At 73.8% G+C, this 19,128-nt stretch carries 14 protein-coding genes and 1 pseudogene; 9 read left to right on the top strand and 6 right to left on the bottom strand.

Translation table 11 applies throughout. The features are described from left to right. Nucleotides 1-35 precede the first annotated feature (35 nt). From AB0O36_RS16165 to rsmH, 3 genes are all read right to left on the bottom strand, one after another. Nucleotides 36-2,027, bottom strand: coding sequence for a penicillin-binding transpeptidase domain-containing protein (locus AB0O36_RS16165; protein WP_365109941.1), 1,992 nt, complete (start codon nt 2,025-2,027; stop codon nt 36-38). 399 nt (nt 2,028-2,426) lie between these two features. After that, nucleotides 2,427-3,026, bottom strand: coding sequence for a hypothetical protein (locus AB0O36_RS16170; RefSeq protein ID WP_365109944.1), 600 nt, complete (start codon nt 3,024-3,026; stop codon nt 2,427-2,429). Beyond that, nucleotides 3,023-3,982, bottom strand: a complete 960-nt coding sequence (gene rsmH / locus AB0O36_RS16175) for a 16S rRNA (cytosine(1402)-N(4))-methyltransferase RsmH (RefSeq protein WP_365109947.1) — start codon at nt 3,980-3,982, stop codon at nt 3,023-3,025. Before rsmH ends, AB0O36_RS16170 begins: the two co-directional genes overlap by 4 nt. A 328-nt stretch (nt 3,983-4,310) precedes the next feature. On the opposite strand from rsmH, the gene AB0O36_RS16180 reads away from it, so the two are divergent. The 4 genes from AB0O36_RS16180 to AB0O36_RS16195 all read left to right on the top strand — a co-directional run bounded on the left by AB0O36_RS16180 (nt 4,311) and on the right by AB0O36_RS16195 (nt 9,849). Next, entirely contained in the window at nt 4,311-4,871 is a 561-nt protein-coding gene (locus AB0O36_RS16180) for a carbonic anhydrase (protein ID WP_365109949.1), read from the top strand. A gap of 204 nt (nt 4,872-5,075) precedes the next feature. Beyond that, nucleotides 5,076-6,059 (top strand): MoxR family ATPase, encoded by a 984-nt coding sequence (locus AB0O36_RS16185; RefSeq protein ID WP_365110136.1) that lies wholly within the window; start codon nt 5,076-5,078, stop codon nt 6,057-6,059. Continuing rightward, nucleotides 6,059-7,429 (top strand): DUF58 domain-containing protein, encoded by a 1,371-nt coding sequence (locus AB0O36_RS16190; protein WP_365109952.1) that lies wholly within the window; start codon nt 6,059-6,061, stop codon nt 7,427-7,429. Before AB0O36_RS16185 ends, AB0O36_RS16190 begins: the two co-directional genes overlap by 1 nt. A 5-nt stretch (nt 7,430-7,434) precedes the next feature. Then, the gene (locus tag AB0O36_RS16195; protein ID WP_365110138.1) at nt 7,435-9,849 is read left to right on the top strand and encodes a DUF3488 and transglutaminase-like domain-containing protein; all 2,415 of its coding nucleotides are present in this window, start codon (nt 7,435-7,437) and stop codon (nt 9,847-9,849) included. Between the two features lie 475 nt (nt 9,850-10,324). Here AB0O36_RS16195 and AB0O36_RS16200 read toward each other — a convergent pair whose 3' ends face one another. The 3 genes and pseudogenes from AB0O36_RS16200 to AB0O36_RS16210 all read right to left on the bottom strand — a co-directional run. Continuing rightward, the gene (locus tag AB0O36_RS16200) at nt 10,325-10,936 is read right to left on the bottom strand and encodes a TetR/AcrR family transcriptional regulator (RefSeq protein WP_365109955.1); all 612 of its coding nucleotides are present in this window, start codon (nt 10,934-10,936) and stop codon (nt 10,325-10,327) included. Nucleotides 10,937-10,966: 30 nt separating this feature from the next. After that, nucleotides 10,967-13,051 (bottom strand): YhgE/Pip domain-containing protein, encoded by a 2,085-nt coding sequence (locus tag AB0O36_RS16205; protein WP_365109957.1) that lies wholly within the window; start codon nt 13,049-13,051, stop codon nt 10,967-10,969. A 535-nt stretch (nt 13,052-13,586) separates the two neighbouring features. After that, nucleotides 13,587-14,276 (bottom strand): annotated as a pseudogene (locus AB0O36_RS16210) (ATP-binding cassette domain-containing protein); the annotation flags it as partial. A 211-nt stretch (nt 14,277-14,487) separates the two neighbouring features. Between AB0O36_RS16210 and AB0O36_RS16215 the strand changes: the two are divergent. The 5 genes from AB0O36_RS16215 (at nt 14,488) to AB0O36_RS16235 (ending at nt 19,071) form a co-directional block, all read left to right on the top strand. Further along, nucleotides 14,488-14,952, top strand: a complete 465-nt coding sequence (locus tag AB0O36_RS16215; protein WP_365109960.1) for an SAV_6107 family HEPN domain-containing protein — start codon at nt 14,488-14,490, stop codon at nt 14,950-14,952. Nucleotides 14,953-15,027: 75 nt separating this feature from the next. After that, on the top strand, nt 15,028-15,786 hold the full coding sequence (locus AB0O36_RS16220; protein ID WP_365109963.1) for a methyltransferase domain-containing protein: 759 nt from the start codon (nt 15,028-15,030) through the stop codon (nt 15,784-15,786). A gap of 447 nt (nt 15,787-16,233) precedes the next feature. Continuing rightward, complete coding sequence (locus AB0O36_RS16225) at nt 16,234-16,641, top strand: DUF3040 domain-containing protein (protein ID WP_365109966.1); 408 nt, start codon at nt 16,234-16,236, stop codon at nt 16,639-16,641. Nucleotides 16,642-16,814: 173 nt separating this feature from the next. Continuing rightward, on the top strand, nt 16,815-17,489 hold the full coding sequence (locus AB0O36_RS16230) for a DUF4126 domain-containing protein (RefSeq protein WP_365109969.1): 675 nt from the start codon (nt 16,815-16,817) through the stop codon (nt 17,487-17,489). 10 nt (nt 17,490-17,499) lie between these two features. Then, nucleotides 17,500-19,071, top strand: a complete 1,572-nt coding sequence (locus AB0O36_RS16235; protein ID WP_365109972.1) for an NAD(P)/FAD-dependent oxidoreductase — start codon at nt 17,500-17,502, stop codon at nt 19,069-19,071. Nucleotides 19,072-19,128 lie beyond the last annotated feature (57 nt).

Raw genomic sequence — 19,128 nt, forward strand, 5'->3', positions numbered from 1 at the left:
GTGCCTCACGCATTTCTCGGTCGCCGGGCGGCGGGTCACTGTCCTGCTCCGAAGGTGACCGGCAGTCCGGCGGGGGCGGTTCCGGTGGGGGCGACCTGGAGGGTCTTGAGGGCGAACTCCATCACGGTCTTGTAGATGGGGCCGCAGATCTGGCCACCGAAATAGCTGCCCTTGGTCGGGTTCTGGATGGCGCAGTAGACGGTGATGCGCGGGTTGTCGGCGGGTGCGAAGCCGGCGAAGGAGGCGGTGTAGCCCTTGTAGCGGCCGGTGGCCGGATCCACCCGGTTGGAGGTGCCGGTCTTGCCGCCGACACGGTAGCCGGGGATGCGGGCCTTGGTGCCGGTGCCCTCCTGGTCGTCGACGACCGATTCGAGCATGGCGGCGAGGGTCTTCGCGGTCTCCTCGCTGACCACGCGGGTCTTCTCGGGGGCGGGGGCGGGGGTGAAGCGACCGTCGGGGCCCTTGTGGCCGCGGACCAGGGTCGGTTCGATGCGGACCCCGCCGTTGGCGATGGTGGAGTACACGGAGGCCGCCTGCATGGCGTTGAGGGACAGGCCCTGGCCGAAGGGGATCGTGTACTGCTGCGAGGTGGACCAGTCCCCGGGTGCGGCGAGGATGCCGCGGGACTCGCCCGGGTAGTCCAGGCCGGTGGGGCGGCCGATGCCGAACCGGGTCAGGTAGGAGTGGAGCACCTTGTTGGCCTCGGCCTGGTTCTTGCCGAGCTGGCCGGTGGCGAGGATGGTGCCGATGTTGCTGGACTTGGCGAGGACGCCGTTGAGGGTCAGGTACCAGGTCGGGTGGTCGATGTCGTCCTTGAACAGCCGGTCGCCGCGGTGCAGCCGGTTGGGGACGGTGACGTGGGTGGCGGGGGTGGCCTTCTTCTCCTCCAGGACGGCGGCCATGGACATCACCTTGGCGGTGGAGCCGGGCTCGTAGACGTCCTGGAGGGCGGCGTTGCCCATGGCGGCGGAGCGGGCCTTGGACAGGTCGTTGGGGTCAAAGCCGGGGGCGTTGGCCATGGCCAGGACCTCGCCGGTGCGAGTGTCCTGGACGATCACGTAGCCGCGGTCGGCGGCCGACTCCTGGACCTGCTTGGTGATGGCGCTCTGGGCGGCCCACTGGATGTCCCGGTCGATGGTCAGCTCGATGTCCTGGCCGGGCTCGGCGGGCTTCTCGCTGGACCCGGCGGTGGGCACGCGGCGGCCGCCGGACTGCGCGTAGGTGACCTCGCCGTCCTTGCCGGCCAGCCGCTTGTCGAAGGAGGACTCCAGGCCGCCGGCGCCGTGGCCCTCGGCGTTGACGTAACCCAGTATCCCGGCGGCGAGGGTGCCGTTCGGGTAGATCCGCTTGCTGCTCTCCTCGTTGAAGATCCCGGCGAGCACGTTGGCGCCCGGGCCGTTGCCCTTCTTGTCGGCCGTCGCCTTGTCGGCGAAGACGCGCTTGAGGTCGCGGATCTGGTTCCAGACCTGCGGGGTCTGGCGGCGGGCGAGGACGACGTAGCGGGTGTTCTTGGTGCGCAGCCGGTCGGCGAGTTCGCGCGCGTCCTTGCCGAGGATGGGGGCGAGGAGGGCGGCGGCCTGCTGCGGGGCGTCGGGGGCCTTGCTCTCCTCGGGCGTGAACATCGACGGGTCGGCGGTGATGTCGTACGCGTCCACGCTGGTGGCGAGCGCGACGCCCTTGCGGTCGGTGATGTCGCCGCGTTCGGCGGCCAGCGTGTAGCTGGCGTAGCGGTTCTTGGAGGCGACGGCGGAGAAGGTGGAGGCGTCCACGGCCTGCACCTGGAGCAGCCGGACCACGAAGGCGAGCATGACCAGGGTCAGGCCGATGCCGACCAGGCGGAGCCGGGGGCGGGGGCTGCCGAGCGTGATGGTGTGCGGGGCGCGGGGGGCCGCGGGGCGGCGGGTGGCGGGGCGGGTGGTGCTCCTGCCCGCGGGGCGGGTGCCGCCCTGCGCGCTCCTGCCGGAGCCGGGGGTGCGCGGGCGAGCGGGGCCCGGGACCCGCTTGCGCGGGGTCTCCTGGGGGCTCATGCGAGGGCCTGCCGGCGTCCGCTGCGCGGGGCGTTTGCCCCGCCCCGCCCTCCCCCTGGCTTCGCCGGGGGGACCCCCATCCCGAAACCGGGGGCCGTGCCCCCGGAACCCCGGAGCCTGTGGTCCGCACAGGGGCGAGGGGCAGTGGGGCCTGCGGCCCCGGACCCCGCTCGTGGGGCTGTGCCCCACACCCCCTCGGGTCCGCACGCTGCCCGGGCCGCAGCCTTCCAGGGGCGCGGGGAACTGCGCGACCAGCCACGGTCGGCCCGCAGGCCCGCCGGCGCCGATCCGCTCCGGACCGGGGCGGGGGTCCGGGGCCTCAGGCCACGGTTTCGGGAAGGGGCGGGGTGGGGGTGATGCCCCGCAGGGCACACCACGGCTGCGGGGTGGGTCACGTCGTCACCGTCCGGGTGTCGGAGTGGACTGCGCGGGAGCGTCGGGGTTCGCGGGGGCGGAGCCGCCGGTCGCGGCGGGCTCAGGCTGGGTCCCGGGCACGGAGCCCGAGGGTGTCTCGGAGGCGGGGCCCGCCGGGGCCGCGGAGCCGGTCGGCGCGGCGCCGCCGGGCGCGGCCGGGGGCCCCGCCGGGGCGGTGGGCGGGGGGCTCTGCGCCGGGGTCGGCGTACCCGCCGTCCTGCCGTCGGCGCCGAGGAAGACCGGGCTGCCCCCGGGCACCATGCCCAGCTCGCGAGCCCGCCGCTCCAGCGCGTCGGGCGCCGAGTGTGCGTCGACGTCGCGCTGCAGGGCCTGCTGCTCGTCGGTGAGCGCGGTGGTCTCCTTCTTCAGCCGGCTCAGCTGGAAGGAACCCTGGTTGAGGGCCGAGTTCAGCAGCAGCAGGCTGATCAGGCCGCCGCCGAGGAGGACCACGACCAGCAGGACGAAGGGGGTGCGGGCGGCCTGCCCGGCAGCCGCTCCCCCGCCGGTCCGGCCGCCGCCGGGCCGCGGGCGGCGCGACCCCAGCCGCGCCACCCGCAACCGCGTCGCGGTGGCCACCCTGTTCACAGGTGCGCCTCGCGGATGCGCTGGACCCCGCGCAGGCGGGCCGGGGCAGCGCGGCGGTTCTCCGCGACCTCCTCCTCCGTGGGCAGTTCCGCACCGCGGGTCAGGAGTTTCAGCTTGGGCTGGTACTTCTCCGGCACGACGGGCAGGCCGGGCGGTGCGGTGTTCGCGGCGCCGGCCGCGAAGACCGTCTTGACCAGGCGGTCTTCCAGCGAGTGGTAGGAGAGGACGGCGATCCGGCCGCCGACCGCGATCCGGTCCACCGCCGCCGGGATGGCCTTCTCCAGCCCGGACAGTTCGCTGTTGACCTCGATGCGCAGGGCCTGGAAGGTCCGCTTGGCGGGGTTGCCGCCGGTCCGCTTCGCCGCCTGCGGCAGCGAGTCGCGGATCAGTTCCACGAGCCGGGCGCTGTTCGAGAAGGGCTCCTTGTCGCGCTCGCGCACGATCGCCGACACGATCCGCTTGGCCTGCTTCTCCTCGCCGTACTGGCGCAGGATGCGGACCAGCTCGCCGGGGGCGTAGGTGTTGAGGACCTCGGCGGCGCTGATGCCCGTCGTCTGGTCCATGCGCATGTCCAGCGGGGCGTCCTGCGCGTACGCGAACCCGCGGTCGGCCTCGTCGAGCTGCATGGAGGAGACGCCGAGGTCGAAGAGGATGCCCTGGACGGCGGGGATGCCCAGCCCGTCGAGGACCTCGGCCAGGTCCGCGTAGATCGCGTGGACCAGGGTGACCCGGTCGCCGTAGGGGGCGAGCCGTTCACCGGAGAGCAACAGGGCGTCCTTGTCGCGGTCCAGTCCGATCAGCCGTGCCTCGGGGAACCGCTTGAGCATGGCCTCGCTGTGGCCGCCGAGCCCGAGGGTGCAGTCGACGACGACCGCACCGGGCTTCTCCAGCGCCGGGGCCAACATGTCCAGGCACCGCTGGAGCATCACCGGGACGTGTCGGGATTCGCTGGTCAATGCGCCCTCTCAGACAACGGCGCGGCAGGCGTATGCGTAGGCGTACGCACCGCGCACGCGGATTATTTTCCGTGTACGGCCCTGCGGCCGGCTCGGCACGGCCGTCCTCCGGCCGGTTTCGCGTCACTTTAGTCCAACGGTCGGCGCGGTCAACGAACCGGCCCGCGCCCGGTGTGCCCCGCCCCGAACGAACCACCAAAAGCCGCGAATCACCCGAACGGCCGGATCCTCCCCACCCTTGTGGGTTAGCTCACATCAAGGTTCATTGACGTTCTTTGTCCAACCTCACACACGGCCCACCAGGCCGGTGACCACTAACGTCGTACACATGACGACTTCCGCTCACCTGCCCGCAGACTCCTCCGCCGAGCCCACGGCCCAGGACCCCGGGCACACCGTCATCGACAGCCTCGTCGACCACAACCGCACCTACGCCGACCGCTTCACCGACCCCGGCATGGACGCCAGCCCCGTCCTCCACGTGGCCGTGGTGGCCTGTATGGACGCCCGCCTCGACCTGCACGCCGCGCTCGGCCTGGAGCTCGGCGACTGCCACACCATCCGCAACGCCGGCGGCGTGGTCACCGACGACGTGATCCGCTCCCTCACCATCAGCCAGCGCGCCCTGGGCACCCGCAGCGTCATACTCATCCACCACACCGGCTGCGGCCTGGAGCGTCTGACCGAGGACTTCCGGCACGAGCTGGAGGACGAGGTCGGCCAGCGCCCGTCCTGGGCCGTGGAGGCGTTCCGCGACGTCGACCAGGACGTCCGCCAGTCCATGCAGCGGGTCCGCACCAACCCCTTCCTGCTGCACAAGGACGATGTGCGAGGCTTCGTCTTCGACGTGCACACCGGCCTGCTTCGGGAGATCGACCCCGCTTCGTGAGTGACACGGGGCGGGAACGGCGTCAAGAATGCGGGTTGAACGCCGCCCGGACACCAGTCCGTGCACCCGTCCGTGCACGCGCTGCCGTCCCGGGCGGGCGTCCGCGTTTCTGATCGCTTTTGGGTGTTTGGGGTGGAGAACCAGGTGACGACCTATGACGACCGTGCCGGACATGGGGGTGCCCCCGCTCAAGCGCAGTCGAGCGTGGGGGCTGATCTGACCAGCACCGCGGAGCGGATCCGCAGGTCGGTGGAGAGCGTGATCGAGGGCAAGCCCGAGGTCGTACGGATCGCGCTGACCGTCCTGCTCGCCGAGGGCCACCTGCTGATCGAGGACGTCCCGGGCGTCGGCAAGACCATGCTCGCCAAGTCCCTGGCGAAGTCCATCGACTGCTCGGTGCAGCGCATCCAGTTCACCCCGGACCTGCTGCCCTCCGACATCACCGGCGTCAGCATCTACGACCAGCAGCGCCGCGAGTTCGAGTTCAAGCCGGGCGCCATCTTCGCGCAGGTCGTGATCGGCGACGAGATCAACCGCGCCTCCCCCAAGACCCAGTCCGCGCTGCTGGAGTCGATGGAGGAGCGCCAGGTCACCATCGACGGACAGACCTACGAGCTGCCCTCCCCCTTCATGGTCGTCGCCACCCAGAACCCGGTGGAGATGGAGGGCACCTACCCGCTCCCCGAGGCCCAGCGCGACCGCTTCATGGCCCGGGTCTCCGTCGGCTACCCCAACGCCGCCGCCGAGCTGCGGATGCTCGACGTGCACGGCGCGGTCAACCCGCTCGACGACCTCACGGCCGTGACCCACGCCCACGACGTCCTCAAGCTGATCGACACGGTCCGCGAGGTGTACGTCGCGGAACCCGTCCGGCGCTACGTCGTCGAGCTGGTCTCCGCCACCCGCAACCACCCGGACCTGCGCCTGGGCGCCTCCCCGCGCGCCACCCTGCACCTGCTGCGCGCCTCCAAGGCCTCCGCCGCCCTGGCCGGCCGGGACTACGTACTGCCCGACGACGTGCAGGCGCTGGCCGCCCCGGTCCTCGCGCACCGGCTGCTGCCCACCGCCCAGGCCCAGCTGAACCGGCGCACCGCCGAGCACGTCGTCACCGACATCCTGCAGCGCACCCCGGTCCCCGCCGCGCACCCGAACGGCCGGCCGCAGCAGCCGGGCGTCCGGGGCTTCTGATGACCGCCGGTACCCCTGGCGGTGCCGGCGGGGAGAGCGCCGGACTGCGCGCGGCCCTGTCCGGGCTCACCACCCGCGGCCGTTCCTTCCTGGCCGCCGGCGCCGCCGCGGCCGTGTGCGCCTTCGTGCTCGGCCAGACCGCGCTGCTCCAGGTCGGCCTGCTGATCACGGTCCTCCCGCTGATCTGCGTGTACGCCCTGCACCGCACCCGCTACCGGGTCTCCGGCAGCCGCCGGCTGACCCCGGTGCGGGTGCCCGCCGGCGCCGAGGCCCGGGTGCAGCTCCGCATGGACAACGTGTCCCGGCTGCCCACCGGCCTGCTGATGCTCCAGGACCGGGTGCCCTACGTGCTGGGGCCGCGGCCCCGCTTCGTGCTGGACCGGGTGGAGCCCGGCGGCCGCCGGGAGGTGTCCTACCGGGTCCGCTCGGACCTGCGCGGCCGCTACCCGCTGGGCCCGCTGCAGCTGCGCCTGGCCGACCCGTTCGGCCTGGTCGAGCTGACCCGCTCGTTCAGCACGTACGACACGCTCACCGTGATCCCGCGCACCGAGCCGCTGCCGGCGGTGAAGCTGGCCGGGGAGTCGAGCGGCTACGGCGAGGGCAACCAGCGCTCGCTGGCCCTGGCCGGCGACGACGACGTGATTCCCCGCGGGTACCGGTACGGCGACGACCTGCGCCGCGTCCACTGGCGTTCCACGGCCCGCTACGGCGAGCTGATGGTGCGCCGGGAGGAGCAGCCGCAGCGGGCCCGGGCCACCGTCCTGCTGGACACCCGGCACGGCGCCTTCGACGGTGCCGGGCCCGACTCCGCCTTCGAGTGGGCGGTCTCCGCGGCCGCCTCCACCCTGCTCCACCTGCTCGAACGGGGATTCTCCGTACGGCTGCTGACCGACGCCGGGGACGCACTGCCCGGGGACGGCGGCGGGTTCTCCGCGGGCGGCGGGGAGTCCGCCGAGGCCGCCGGACTGATGCTGGACACCCTGGCGGTCATCGGGCATTCCGACGGACGCGGCCTGGACCGGGCCCACGAGGCGGTCCGGGGCGGCCAGGCGGGGCTGCTGGTCGCCTTCTTCGGCGACCTGGACGACGAACAGGCCGGGCTGGCCGCGAGGATGCGGCAGCGCGGCGGCGGAGCGGTCGCCTTCGTACTGGACCAGGACGCCTGGACCGGGCGGGCGCCGTACCGGGCCGCCCGGGGCGGCCCGGCGGCCGAACCGCTGGACCGGCTCCGCGAGGCCGGCTGGACGGTCCTGCCGGTGCCGCCGGGCGCCGGCTTCGGTGACATGTGGCGGCAGGCCGGGGCCGGCGCCCCGGACCTGTCCTCGGGCCCGGCGGCCGCCACCGGGACTTCGGCGGGAGGCCGGTCGTGAGCGGCATGGCGAGACTGACGCTGTTCGCGTGGCTGGCGACGCTGCTGACGGCGGTGTCCCTGTCCCCGCTGGTGGACTCGCAGGGCTGGCTGCTGCAGGCGGGCGGGCTGCTCGCGGTGCAGAGCGGGATCGGCGCACTGGGCCGGCGGGTGCCGCTGGCGCGTCCGCTGACCGTCGCCGCCCAGGCGCTGGCCTCCCTGGTCCTGCTGGTCCTGCTGTTCGCCGGGCAGGGCCGCTCGGTGGCGGCCTCCGACGGGATCGGCAGCCAGCTGCTGACCGGGCTCGGCTCGCTCTTCCAGGAGGGCGTCGCCGACGTCGGCGAGTACGCGATACCGGCCCCGCAGACCGACGGCATCCGGCTCATGCTGGTCTCCGGCGTGCTGCTGATCGGGCTGCTGGTCGACCTGCTCGCGGTGACCTTCCGGACGGCCGCGGCCTCCGGACTCCCGCTGCTCGCGCTGTACTCGGTGGCCGCCGGTCTGTCCGGCGGCGACGGCTGGCTGCTGTTCGTGCTGGCGGGCTGCGGCTATCTGATGCTGCTGCTGGCGGAGAGCCGCGACCGGCTGGCCCAGTGGGGCCGGGTCTTCGGCGGCAGCCCCGGCGGGGGCGCCACCAGGGCGGGTGCCCACCCGGTCGCACCGCTGCGCACCGGCCGGCGCATCGGCGCGGTGGCCGTGCTGGTCGCGCTGGGCGCCGCGTACGTGCTGCCCACACCGGCCGGCGGGCTGCTGGGCGAGAACGGTCCGGGCGGCGAGGGCGGCGGCACCGGTCCCGGCGGCGGGACCATCTCGGCGGTGAACCCGCTGGTCGCCCTGCAGTCCAGCCTGAACGCCCAGGACGACCGGACGGTGCTGCGCTACACCACCGACAACCGGCCGGCCGACCAGTACCTGCGGATCGTCTCCCTGGACGAGTTCAACGGCGTCGAGTGGAAGTCCTCCGGGCGCAGCCTGACGGAGGTTCCGGAGCGGTTCCCGCAGCCGCCGGGGCTCAGCGGCCAGGTGCGGCTGAACGCCACCGAGGTGCGGACCAGCGTCTCCACGGCCAAGGACTACGTACAGCGGTACGTGCCGATGCCGTACCCGGCGACCGGGGTGGAGATCGGGGGGCGCTGGCGGTTCGAGCAGGTCGGCCGGACCGTGATCGGCGACGAGCTGGGCAAGAACCGCAAGCAGACGGTGCAGGACGCCCGGTACACGGTGACGAGCCTGGTGCTGCGTCCCACCGCCCGGCAGCTGTCGTCGGCGCCGAAGCCGTCCGCGGAGTTCCTGCAGGAATTCACCCGGCTGCCGGACGACATGCCGCCGGTGGTCGCGGAGACCGCCCGGCAGGTCACCCGCGGGGCCCGGGACGACTACTCCAGGGCGCTGAAGCTGCAGAACTGGTTCGCGCTGAAGGAGCAGGGCGGCTTCACGTACAACACGAAGGGCTCCTCCGGCACCGGCAAGAACGCCATCGTCCGGTTCCTGCAGGACAAGGAGGGCTTCTGCGTCCACTTCTCCTTCTCGATGGCGGCGATGGCGCGGTCGCTGGGCATTCCGGCCCGGGTCGCGGTCGGCTTCACCCCGGGCACCCGGCTGTCGGACGGCAGCATGGAGGTGACCATGAAGGACGCGCACGCCTGGCCCGAGCTGTACTTCGAGGGCGTGGGCTGGACGCGCTTCGAGCCGACCCCGACCCGGGGCACCACACCGGACTACTCCCGGCCCGAGGCGCCCGCCGTGCAGCCTTCGGCCCCGGCGCCGCTGCCCTCGGTGAGCGCGAGCGCCCCGGCGCCGGCCCCGTCGAAGAGCGCCGACCGGTGCCCGCCGGAGCTGAAGCGGCTCGGCGACTGCGACAGCGCCGCCGCACAGGTCACCGGAGGGGACGACGAGGACTTCCCGTGGGGTCCGGTCCTCGGCTTCACCGGGCTGGGCCTGGCCGTGCTCGCCCTTCCGCTGCTGCCGCTGCTGTGGCGCGGCCGGGTGCGGGCGCGCCGGCTCGCGACCGGGGACCCGCTGACCGCCTGGCTGGAGCTGGGTGACGCGGCGTGGGACGTGGGCGTCGCCCCGGACGGGGCGCTGTCCCCGCGCCGGGCGGCCGCCCGGGTCGTGGAGCTGGGCGGGCTGGATCCGGTGGCCGCGGCCTCGGCGCACCGGGTCGCCTCCTCGGTGGAGCGGGCGCTGTACGCGAAGCCGGGCGCGGCCACCGGATATCCGGAGCTGGCCCCGGACGTCCTGCTGGTACGGGCCGGGCTGCTGGCCGCGGCGGGCCGGGCCGGCCGGCTGCGCGGGCTGCTGCTGCCGCGGTCGGCGGCGCGGGTCGGCTGGGCGGTGTCCGCCCGCTGGTCCGCCCTGTCCGGGCGGGTGGCGGCGGGTGCGGCCCGGATCGGGGCGGCCCTCCCCGGGCCCGAGCGGCTGAAGCGGCTCAAGCGGGGCTGACGGGCGGCGCACGGGAGGTGCGCCGCCCCGCGGCCCCGTGGGCGCATACGAGAACGCCGGTGCGGCAGGACCCGTTCCCCCTGGGTCCCGCCGCACCGGCGTTCCGCTTTCCGGGTCCCCGTACTCCCCTGTACCTCTCCCGGAACGGCCGAGGGCACCGGTCCTGCTCCGCAGCCCCGTGTCGGCGGTGCGGGACCGGTGCCCCTGTCCATGGCCTCCAGTCTGCTGTTTCCGCAGATGGGAGCCCATCCGTACGCATACTCATCTCTGCGTCTAGGTACGGATACCTAGGTGACGGAAACCCAGTTCTACGCGGATCCGGCGGCGGGTGGCACCGCCGACCGGGGGGCAGCCGGGTTTCCCCGGCTGCCGGACCGCTTCCGTTTCTGCGTCTGTGTCTGCTTCCGCGACCGCTTCTGCATCTGCTCCGGCTCCGGCTCGGGCTCCGGCTCCGGCTCCGGCTCCGGCTGCTGCCTCAGCTGCCGCTCACCCGTCCGCGCAGCAGCAGCGAGAGCGCGGAGTGGACGTCGTCCAGGGACCGCTCCCGCTGGAAGGACTGCCAGTCCAGCGCGGCCACCAGCACCATGCCGACCAGGGCGGCCGCGGTGAGCGGTACGTCGATCTCGGCACTGAGCTCGCCGCGCTCCACGCCCTCGCGCAGCACGCCCTCGACCACCGCGACGGCCTCCTGACGGACCACCATGAGGGTGGACTGCCAGGCCCGGTTGGTGCGCCAGAGTTCGGCGACGTACATCTGGGTGAAGGACGGGTAGCGTTCGATGAAGACCAGGCCGGCGCGGATCATCGCGTCGAGCGCCTCGACCCGGTTGCCGCCGCGCGCCTCGGTCTCCTCCGCGGCGGTCCGCAGCGAGTGGGTGAGCAGGCCGACCCCGTGCCTGAGCAGCTCTTCGAAGAGGTCCGTCTTGCTCGCGAAGTTGTAGTAGACGGTGCCTTTCGCGACGCCCGCGCGTTCCGCGATCTCGTCGACCGTGGTGGCCGAGAAGCCCTGCTCGGCGATGAGCGTGACGGCCGCTTCGTAGAGCTTCTGGCGGGTCGCCTGCCGGCGCGTGCTGGTGCTGCTTTCCATGGCGCTGATTGTCACAGGTGTCACCGGTCCCTACAGGCTGAGTTCAGGGTGCAGACGGTCCATGGTCCAGACCTGCTTGCCGCGCGCGGCGAGGGTGGTCAGGGCCAGGGCGCCGAGGGTGAAGGCCACCAGTACGGCGGACCCCTGCCAGACCGGGGTGAGGTCACCCCCGGTGATGAGCCGGCGCAGGCTCTCGACCACGTAGGACATCGGCAGGTACGGGTGGATGGCGTTGAAGAAGCCGGGGCTGGTCTGCACCGGGTAGGTGCCGCCCGCCGAGGTCAGCTGGAGCATCAGCACCACGAGGACCAGGATCCGGCCGGCCGCGCCGAACTTGGCGTTGAGCCACTGCACCATCGCGGCGAAGCAGCCGGTGACCAGGGCGAGGAATCCGATCGTGACGGCCGGGTGGGCCATCTCCAGGCCGAGGCCGAAGTGGAGCACGGACATCAGCAGGGCGACCTGGAGCACGCCCAGGGAGGCCACGGGCAGCCAGCCGGCCAGCGCGATCCGCCAGGCGGGGGCGCCGGCGGCGAGCGCCCGGCGGTTGAGCGGGGTGATCAGCATGTAGGCGACCATCGCGCCGACCCAGAGGGACAGCGGGATGAAGTACGGGGCGAAGCCGGTGCCGTAGTTGGGCGCCTTGTGCAGGGACTCGGCGGCGAGCCGGACCGGGTCGGCCATGACCTCGGTGCGGGCGTCGCGCTGCTGCCGGTCGTAGTCGGGGATCTTGTCGACGCCGTCCTGCAGGCCGGAGGCGAGTTCGCCGGAGCCGTCGACCAGTTTGTAGATGCCGCCGTCCAGGCTGTGCGCGCCGTCCCCGAGCTTGCCCACTCCGGTGTCGATCTTCGCGGAGCCCTTGCTCGCGGAGCTGATGCCGGTGTGCAGCTTGTCCATGCCGGTGGCGACCTTGTGGGCGCCGCTGTTGAGGGCGTTGACCTTGGCGACGGCGGCGTCGAGGTCGGAGGAGAGGCCGGGGGCCTTCCTCACCACGTCGCGGGCCGTGTTCTCCAGGTCGGTCAGCTGCTTCTTGAGCGTGCCGAGGTCGCCCTTGGAGGTGGTGACCACGTTGTTGACGTCACCGGCGAGTTCTGCGGCGGTGGCGGCTTCGGTCTTGAGCCGCTTCATCTCGGGGCAGGTGGCCGGGACGGGCTTGGGGCCCTTGACGCAGGTCTTGGTGTAGACGGAGTCGGCGCGCTCGGACACCTTCCTGGTGACGGTGGCGGTGGCCGGGGCGTGCTTGGCGACGTCGTCGAGGTGGCCCCGGACGGTCCGGGCGGAGTCGGCGACGAGCTCGGCCTGGGCGGCCAGGTTCTTCGGGTCCTTCAGGAAGGGGCGGGCCTTGGCGGCCGCCCCGTTGACCGTGTCGGCGAGGGTCTGGGTGCCGGAGGCGATCTTCCGGGTGCCGGTCTCCAGCTCGCCGGCGGCCGAGTCGAGGGTCTTGAGGCCTCCGGCCAGCTCGCCGGTCTTCTCCTTGGCGGTGTCCAGGCCGTCGGCCAGGTCCTTGGCGCCCTTCTTGGCCTTGACCGTGCCGTCCTTGAGCCGGCCGGCGCCGTCGGCGGCCTCGGCGGTCTTGTCGTGCAGGTCGGAGAAGGAGACGAAGATCTTGTCGAGGAAACCGCGGGAGGCGTTGCTGGACGCGGCCGCGCGGACCTCGGAGAAGACGGTCTTCGAGATGGAGCCGACGACGTAGTTGTTGGAGTCGTTGGTGCGCACCCGGAGGGCGCCGGTGGTCGGGTCGTCGCCGGAGCTGGAGGCGATCCGCTCGCTGAAGTCGGCGGGCATGGTGAGGGTCAGGTAGTACGTCCCGTCCTCCAGACCCTCGGCCGCCTCCTCGGCGCCGACCTCCTTCCAGCCGAAGGTCTTGCTGTCCTTGAGCTTCCGGGCGATCTCGTCGCCGGCGTCGATGCGCTTGCCGTCGACGGTGGCTCCGCGGTCGGCGTTGACCAGGGCGACCGGGACCTTGTCGAGCCTGCTGTACGGGTCCCAGAAGGAGCAGAGGTAGAGGGCGCCGTAGAGGAGCGGGAGCAGCAGCAGCGAGACCAGCGCGGCGATCGGCAGCTTGCCCCGGCCGAAGCGCTTGAGCTCAAGCGCGGCGAGCTTCGGCGTGCGCATCGGCTGCCTCCTTCGTGTCGTCGGTGCGGGTCGGGGTGGTGGGGGTGGTGGCGTCGGCGGGCGCGGTTCCTTCGGTGCGACTCGCGTCGGCCGGCGCGACGCCCGAGTCGGCGGTCTCGGCGGAGGCCTCTGCGGCCCCGGGGTCGGCGGCCGGGGTGACGGCTCCGGGGGCGACCTCCCCGGACGGTTCCGGGTGGGCCGGGGCGGTGGAGCCCCCCGGCTCCACCGCCCCGGCCGCGGGAGCGGGAGCCGGGGTGGACTGCTGCCGAGGCTCCGGTGCACCGCCCGCGGCCGGTACGGCGGCCGTGGCGCCCGCGGCAGGTGTGGCAGGTGTGGCGCCCGCGTCGGGCGCTCCGCCCCCGGCGGGCGGCAGGCCGGTGGTGTCCCCCGACTCCGCCGGCGCCTTCGGGTTCCCGCCGGCCGCCGGCCGGGGCCGGGAGCGCCGGCGGGAGCGGGCGGGCCCGGAACCGGCCGGGGCGAAGGCAGCCGAGGCGGGCTTGCCGGAGGCGGACCCGCCGGGTGCCCGGTCCGTGGTGCCCGTCCGGAGGACGAGCGCGTCGGCCGGGGCCTGGCTGCAGACCGCCAGGACGGTGGTGCCCGCCGCGGCCAGGCCGCGCAGCAGCGCCCACGCCTCGGCGCGTTCGGCGTCGGAGAGCTTGAGGTCGGCGTCGTCCACGGCGATCAGGCCGGGGTCGCCCAGCAGCGCGATGGCCAGGGAGAGGCGGAGCTCCTCCAGCCGCTCCAGGTCGCGCACCGAGGTGCGCATGCCCTTCGGCAGACCGTCGACGTCCAGCCCGGCGGCCGCGACCGCCGCGTCGATCCGGGCGGCGGTGGCGGCGGCGCGTGCCCGCGGCGAGCGGAGCAGTGCCCGGACCGGGCCGCCGTAGCGGCGCCGCAGCAGTGCGCCCTCGCGCAGCTGCTCGGCGACGGTCAGGGACGGGTCGAGCTCGTTGACGCCGGTCACCGGCCCGAGCGCGGTGGTTGCGCGGACCGCCGTCATCCGCTTGGGCAGGTCATGGCCGCCGACCCGGGCACGGCCCTCCGTCGCCTTCATCCGGCCGGTGAGTGCGAGCAGCAGACAGGTGCGGCCGCTGCCGGAGGGGCCCTCCACGGCGATGAGCGAACCGGGCGCGGCGTCGATGCCGATGCCGCGGAACACCCAGCCCCGTGGCCCCTTGAGTCCGAAGTCCTCGGCCTTGACGGCCGCGCCCCGCGGGCTGTCCACGCCCTCCCCCTTCATTTGAACTGACTGGTCAGTTCAAAAACTAGCATCCTTCGTAGTGGAGCTCCGACCAGGGGGCCGACCAAGGGGGGCGATCAAGGGACGAACACGGGAAAACCGCAGGTCAAGGCGATTGTCAGTGGGGGGCCTCACGATGGTCTGAGAAAGAGCCGGCAGTACCCGTTGAGCAGCACGCATTGACAGGAGGTTCGTCATGGCCACACCGTCCCCGTCCCCTGTCCACCCCGTCCTGCGAAGGTCGGCCGCCCCGCCGGCCGCCCTCGACCTGCTCGAAAAGGCCCGCCGCGGCCTGGACGAAGCCGCCCTGCTCCCCCGGGCCAACGAGCGCTACGCCACCGCCCACCTCGCCGCGCTGCGCACCGCCGCCGCCGTCCTGGCCGCCCGCGGCCGGCCGGAGCCGGTCAACCCGCGCCGCCGGCCCCGGATCCGCAGCGCCTGGGAGGTGCTGCCGGAAATAGCACCGGAGCTGACCGAGTGGAGCGCGCTGTTCGCCTCCGGCGCCGCCCGCCGGGCCCGGGCCGAGGCGGGCATACGGGACGCGGCCAGCAACCGGGACGCGGACGACCTGCTGCGCGCGGCAGGGATGTTCCTGCGCCTGGTCGAACGCATGCTGGCGCTCCACCCGACACTGCCCCAGCCACGCCCCGACGCGGGATGACCTGCGCGGCGACGGAAGGCAATAGGGTGTGGTGAAACCGCACACCGACCCTTCCGCGCCGAGGAGCAACACGTCGTGTCCGACAATTCCCGTCCCCGCGCCTCCCTCCGTACCGCCGTGGTGTGGGAGGTCCTCAAGGACGCCCTCGACCGCCGGGTCAAGGCGACCGGGCGGGACGTGCTGGACGTGCTCGACACCGGCGGCGGCACCGGGAAGTTCGCCGTCCCGGTGGCGCACCTCGGCCACCGGGTCACCGTGGTCGACCCCAGCCCGAACGCCCTGTTCGGGCTGGAGCGCCGGGTCGCCGAGGCCGGCGTCTCCGACCTGGTGCGCGGGGTCCAGGGCGACGCCCAGGGCCTGCTGGACGTCGTCGAGCAGGGCTCGTACGACGTGGTGCTGTGCCACGGCGTGCTGGAGTACGTGGACGACCCGGCCGAGGGCGTGGCCAACGCCGTCGCCGCGCTGCGCCCCGGCGGCACCCTGAGCCTGCTCGCCGCCGGGCTCGGCGGAGCGGTGCTCGCCCGGGCCCTGGCCGGGCACTTCACCGAGGCCCGGACCGCGCTCACCGACCCGGCCGGACGCTGGGGTGCCGGTGACCCCGTGCCGCGCCGGTTCACCACGGAGCAGCTCACCGAGCTGGTCGGCGGGGCCGGGCTGGAGGTCGGCGCGGTGCACGGCGTCCGCGTCTTCGCGGACCTGGTGCCCGGGGTCCTCGTCGACACCGAGCCGGGTGCCGTCGAAGCCCTGCTCAAGCTGGAGGAGGCCGCCGCCGAGCTGCCCGCCTTCCACGCCGTCGCCACCCAGCTGCACGTCCTGGGCGAGAAGCAGGGCTGAGCCCCGGCACCCCCGCCGCGCCGGCATGTCCGGCCCGCTCCGCACGACGGGCCCGCGGCCGGTGGCGCGGCAGGTCACGGGGCCGGTCACGCCGCTGGTCATGCGGTACGCCGCCCCCTGACCGGGCGGATGCGGGCGGAGGTGATGCAGTCCTGCGCAAGCCCTCCGATCCGGCCACCGGACCCGTATGATCGGGTGCAACGCCGTCCGGTGTGGTGGGGTTGCCGTTGGGGAACAATGGCCTCACCGGCCCTCCCGCCAGGCGGCACGGTTGGCCACATCGCCGATATCGGCAATGCTGGCCATGGAACTGTAGTTGTCTTGAAGCTGTACTTGTCTTGAAAGCGTGTGGCGTAGAGGGGCGGGTTTCACGGGGGCGATTCCCTGCCTATCCTGAAGGGGACCCCCGGTCGCTCCCCCCGCGACCGACGGATGAGGAGGACTCCCGTGCCGCTCTCGGAGCACGAGCAGCGAATGCTCGAGCAGATGGAGCGAGCGCTGTACGCCGAAGATCCCAAGTTCGCGACAGCGCTTGAGGGAAGCGGGCTGCGTACGTACACCCGGCGACGGGTCTACCAGGCGGTCGCAGGCTTCCTGGTGGGTATCGCGCTCCTCATGACCGGAATGGTCGCGCAGGGAAATCTGATCTGGATCAGCGTGGTGGGCTTCCTCGTCATGCTGGGCTGCGCGGTCCTCGCGGTCACCGGATGGCGCAAGGCACCCAAACCCGGCGAGCAGCCCGTCTCCGGCAGTGCCGGCGGCTCGGGCCGCGGCCACAACCGGCAGCGCCGGTCGATGATGAACCGCATCGAACAGCGGTGGCAGCGTCGCCGCGACGAACAGCAAGGACACTGAGACACCCGCGCACCTGCGCACCTGTGACGAGGGGGTGGCCGCCCGTGGCGGCCACCCCCTCGCGCACCGCCCACGGGCCGAGCCCGCCGTGCGGCCCCCGCCTGGCCTGAGCCCTCGGCTCGGCCTGAGCCCTCCGCCCGGCCGCACCCGCTCTCCTGGGGCATGCTGGGCGGATGAGTGTGCTCCCTCTGGTGTTCACCAGCGGCTGGGCCAGCGGGATCAACGCGTACGCCGTGGTCCTCCTGCTCGGCCTGTTCGGCCGGGCCGGGCTCACCGACGAGGTGCCCGCGTCCCTGCAGCGCACCGATGTCCTCGTCGCCGCCGGCGTGCTCTTCCTCTGCGAGGCCGTCGCCGACAAGATCCCCTACGTGGACTCCCTCTGGGACACCGTCCACACCGTGATCCGGCCCGCCGCGGGCGCGGCGATCGGCGCCCTGCTCGCCGGACAGAGCGGGTCGCTCCCCGAACTCGCGGCCGGAGCCCTCGGCGGGACCACCGCACTGGCCAGCCACGTGGTCAAGGCCGGCACCAGAATGGCGATCAACACCTCCCCCGAGCCCTTCAGCAACATCGCCATGAGCACCACCGAGGACCTCGGGGTCGCCGGGATCGTCACCTTCGCCATGTTCAACCCCGAGGCGGCCGCCGTGATCGCCGGCGTACTGCTGCTGGCCGGCCTGATCGTGCTGGTCTACCTGTGGACCCGGATCCGCCGCTTCCTGCGCCGCCGCGCCCAGCGCCGCGAGGAACGCCGGCTGGCCCGGCCGGAGCACCGGCAGCCGCCGGAGGGGCAAGGAGGGCAAGGGGGGCAGGACCCGCCGCGCCGCCCCGCCGAACAGGGCCGATAGGGTCGGCCGCATGGCACGAATTGCGGTGATCGGCGCCGGCATGGGCGCGATGGCGACGGCGGCCCGGCTGGCCGTGGCGGGCCACCGGGTGACGGTGTACGAGCGCTCTGCGACCTACGGCGGAGCGGTCGGGCAGTACACCCGCGACGGCTTCTCCTTCGACACCGGCCCGGGCCTGCTGCACCTGCCCGCCGTCTACCGCGACCTGTTCGTGAAGACCGGCAAGCGCAGCCTGGAACAGTGCGTGGACACCGTCCAGATCGACCCGCAGGTCTGCCACGTGCTGCCCGACGGCACCCGGGTCACCTTGCCCGGCGCCTCCCGCGGCGGCGTCGCCGCAGCCCTCGACGGGGCGTTCGGAGCGGGCGCCGGAGAACGCTGGAACGCCGTCCTCGGCCGTGCCCGGGACGCCTGGGACCGCACCCGCCGGCCCCTCCTGGAGGAACCCCTGCAGGCCGACCGGGAGGCACTCGCCCAGGACCCCTACCCCGCCCTCCGCAAGTCGGGCCTGCTCCGCCGCCGGCCGCCCACCCTCGCCGAAGCCGCCGAGCGGGAACTCGGCGGCGGCCTGGCCGCCCTGCCCGAGAGCGCGGTGCTCGCGCACGGCCTCCTCCCGCACACCGCCCCAGCGTCCGCGACGGTGATCCCGTACATGGAGCAGACCTTCGGCAGCTGGTACGTGCGCGGCGGCATGCGGGCCCTGGCCACCGCCGTGTACGAGCGCTGCCTGGAGCGGCAGGTGGAGTTCGTCTTCGGGACCGAGGTCCGGGAGGTACCGGCCCGGGACGGCCGGGCGTGCGGGCTGCTGCTCGCCGACGGCACCCGGACCGAGCACGACTCCGTGGTCAGCGGCGTCGACCCGCGCCGGTTCGCCGAGCCCGCCCCGCCGGGCGGCGGGAACGGCCCCGGTGGCGGGAACGGCCCCGGTGGCGGGAACGGCCCCGGTGGCGGGAACGGCCCCCGGGACGCGGACGGCGACGGCACGCCCGCGCCGCAGGCCGGGCTGCCCAGCCGCTTCACCCTGTTCCTGGCCCTGCGCGGGGGGCGTCCGGACGGCACCCCGCACCGGACCGTGGTCCACTCCCCCTCGGCCACCGCCGAGGGCCGCGCCGTGGCCGCCGGGGCCCACACCGAGCGGCCCACCGTCACGGTGCTGCGCCCCGGCGACCCGGCGCAGGTGCCCGACGACGGGCACGAGGCCGTCACGCTGACCGCCGTGTGCGCCCCGCAGGGCGTACTGGACTGGGCGGACGCAGCCCTGGTCGCCCGCTACACCGAGGAACTGCTGGAGGCCGCCGGGCGGGCCGTACCGGACCTCCGCGAGCGGCTGCTGTGGCACGAGGCCCGTACGCCGCTGGACGTCGAGGCCGCGACCGGGGCGTACGGCGGCTCGGTGCCGGCCCCGGCCCTCGCGGGTGCCGGCGGCCGGATGCTGTACCCCTCCAACACCACCGCCCTGCCCGGCCTCTACCGGGCGGGCGGGTGGGCGCACCCCGGGGGCGGACTGGCCCACGCCGGGATGACCGGCGCACTGGTGGCCGGGCTGATCGTGGAGGGCGCGGACTTCCGCGGCTCGCAGTGAGCCGCGGCGGGCACCGCCGGCCGGCCGCCGGTCTCCGGCGGCCGGGTGCGGTACCCG

The sequence above is a fragment of the Streptomyces sp. NPDC089799 genome (genome assembly GCF_040684755.1).
Classification (GTDB): Bacteria; Actinomycetota; Actinomycetes; order Streptomycetales; family Streptomycetaceae; genus Streptomyces.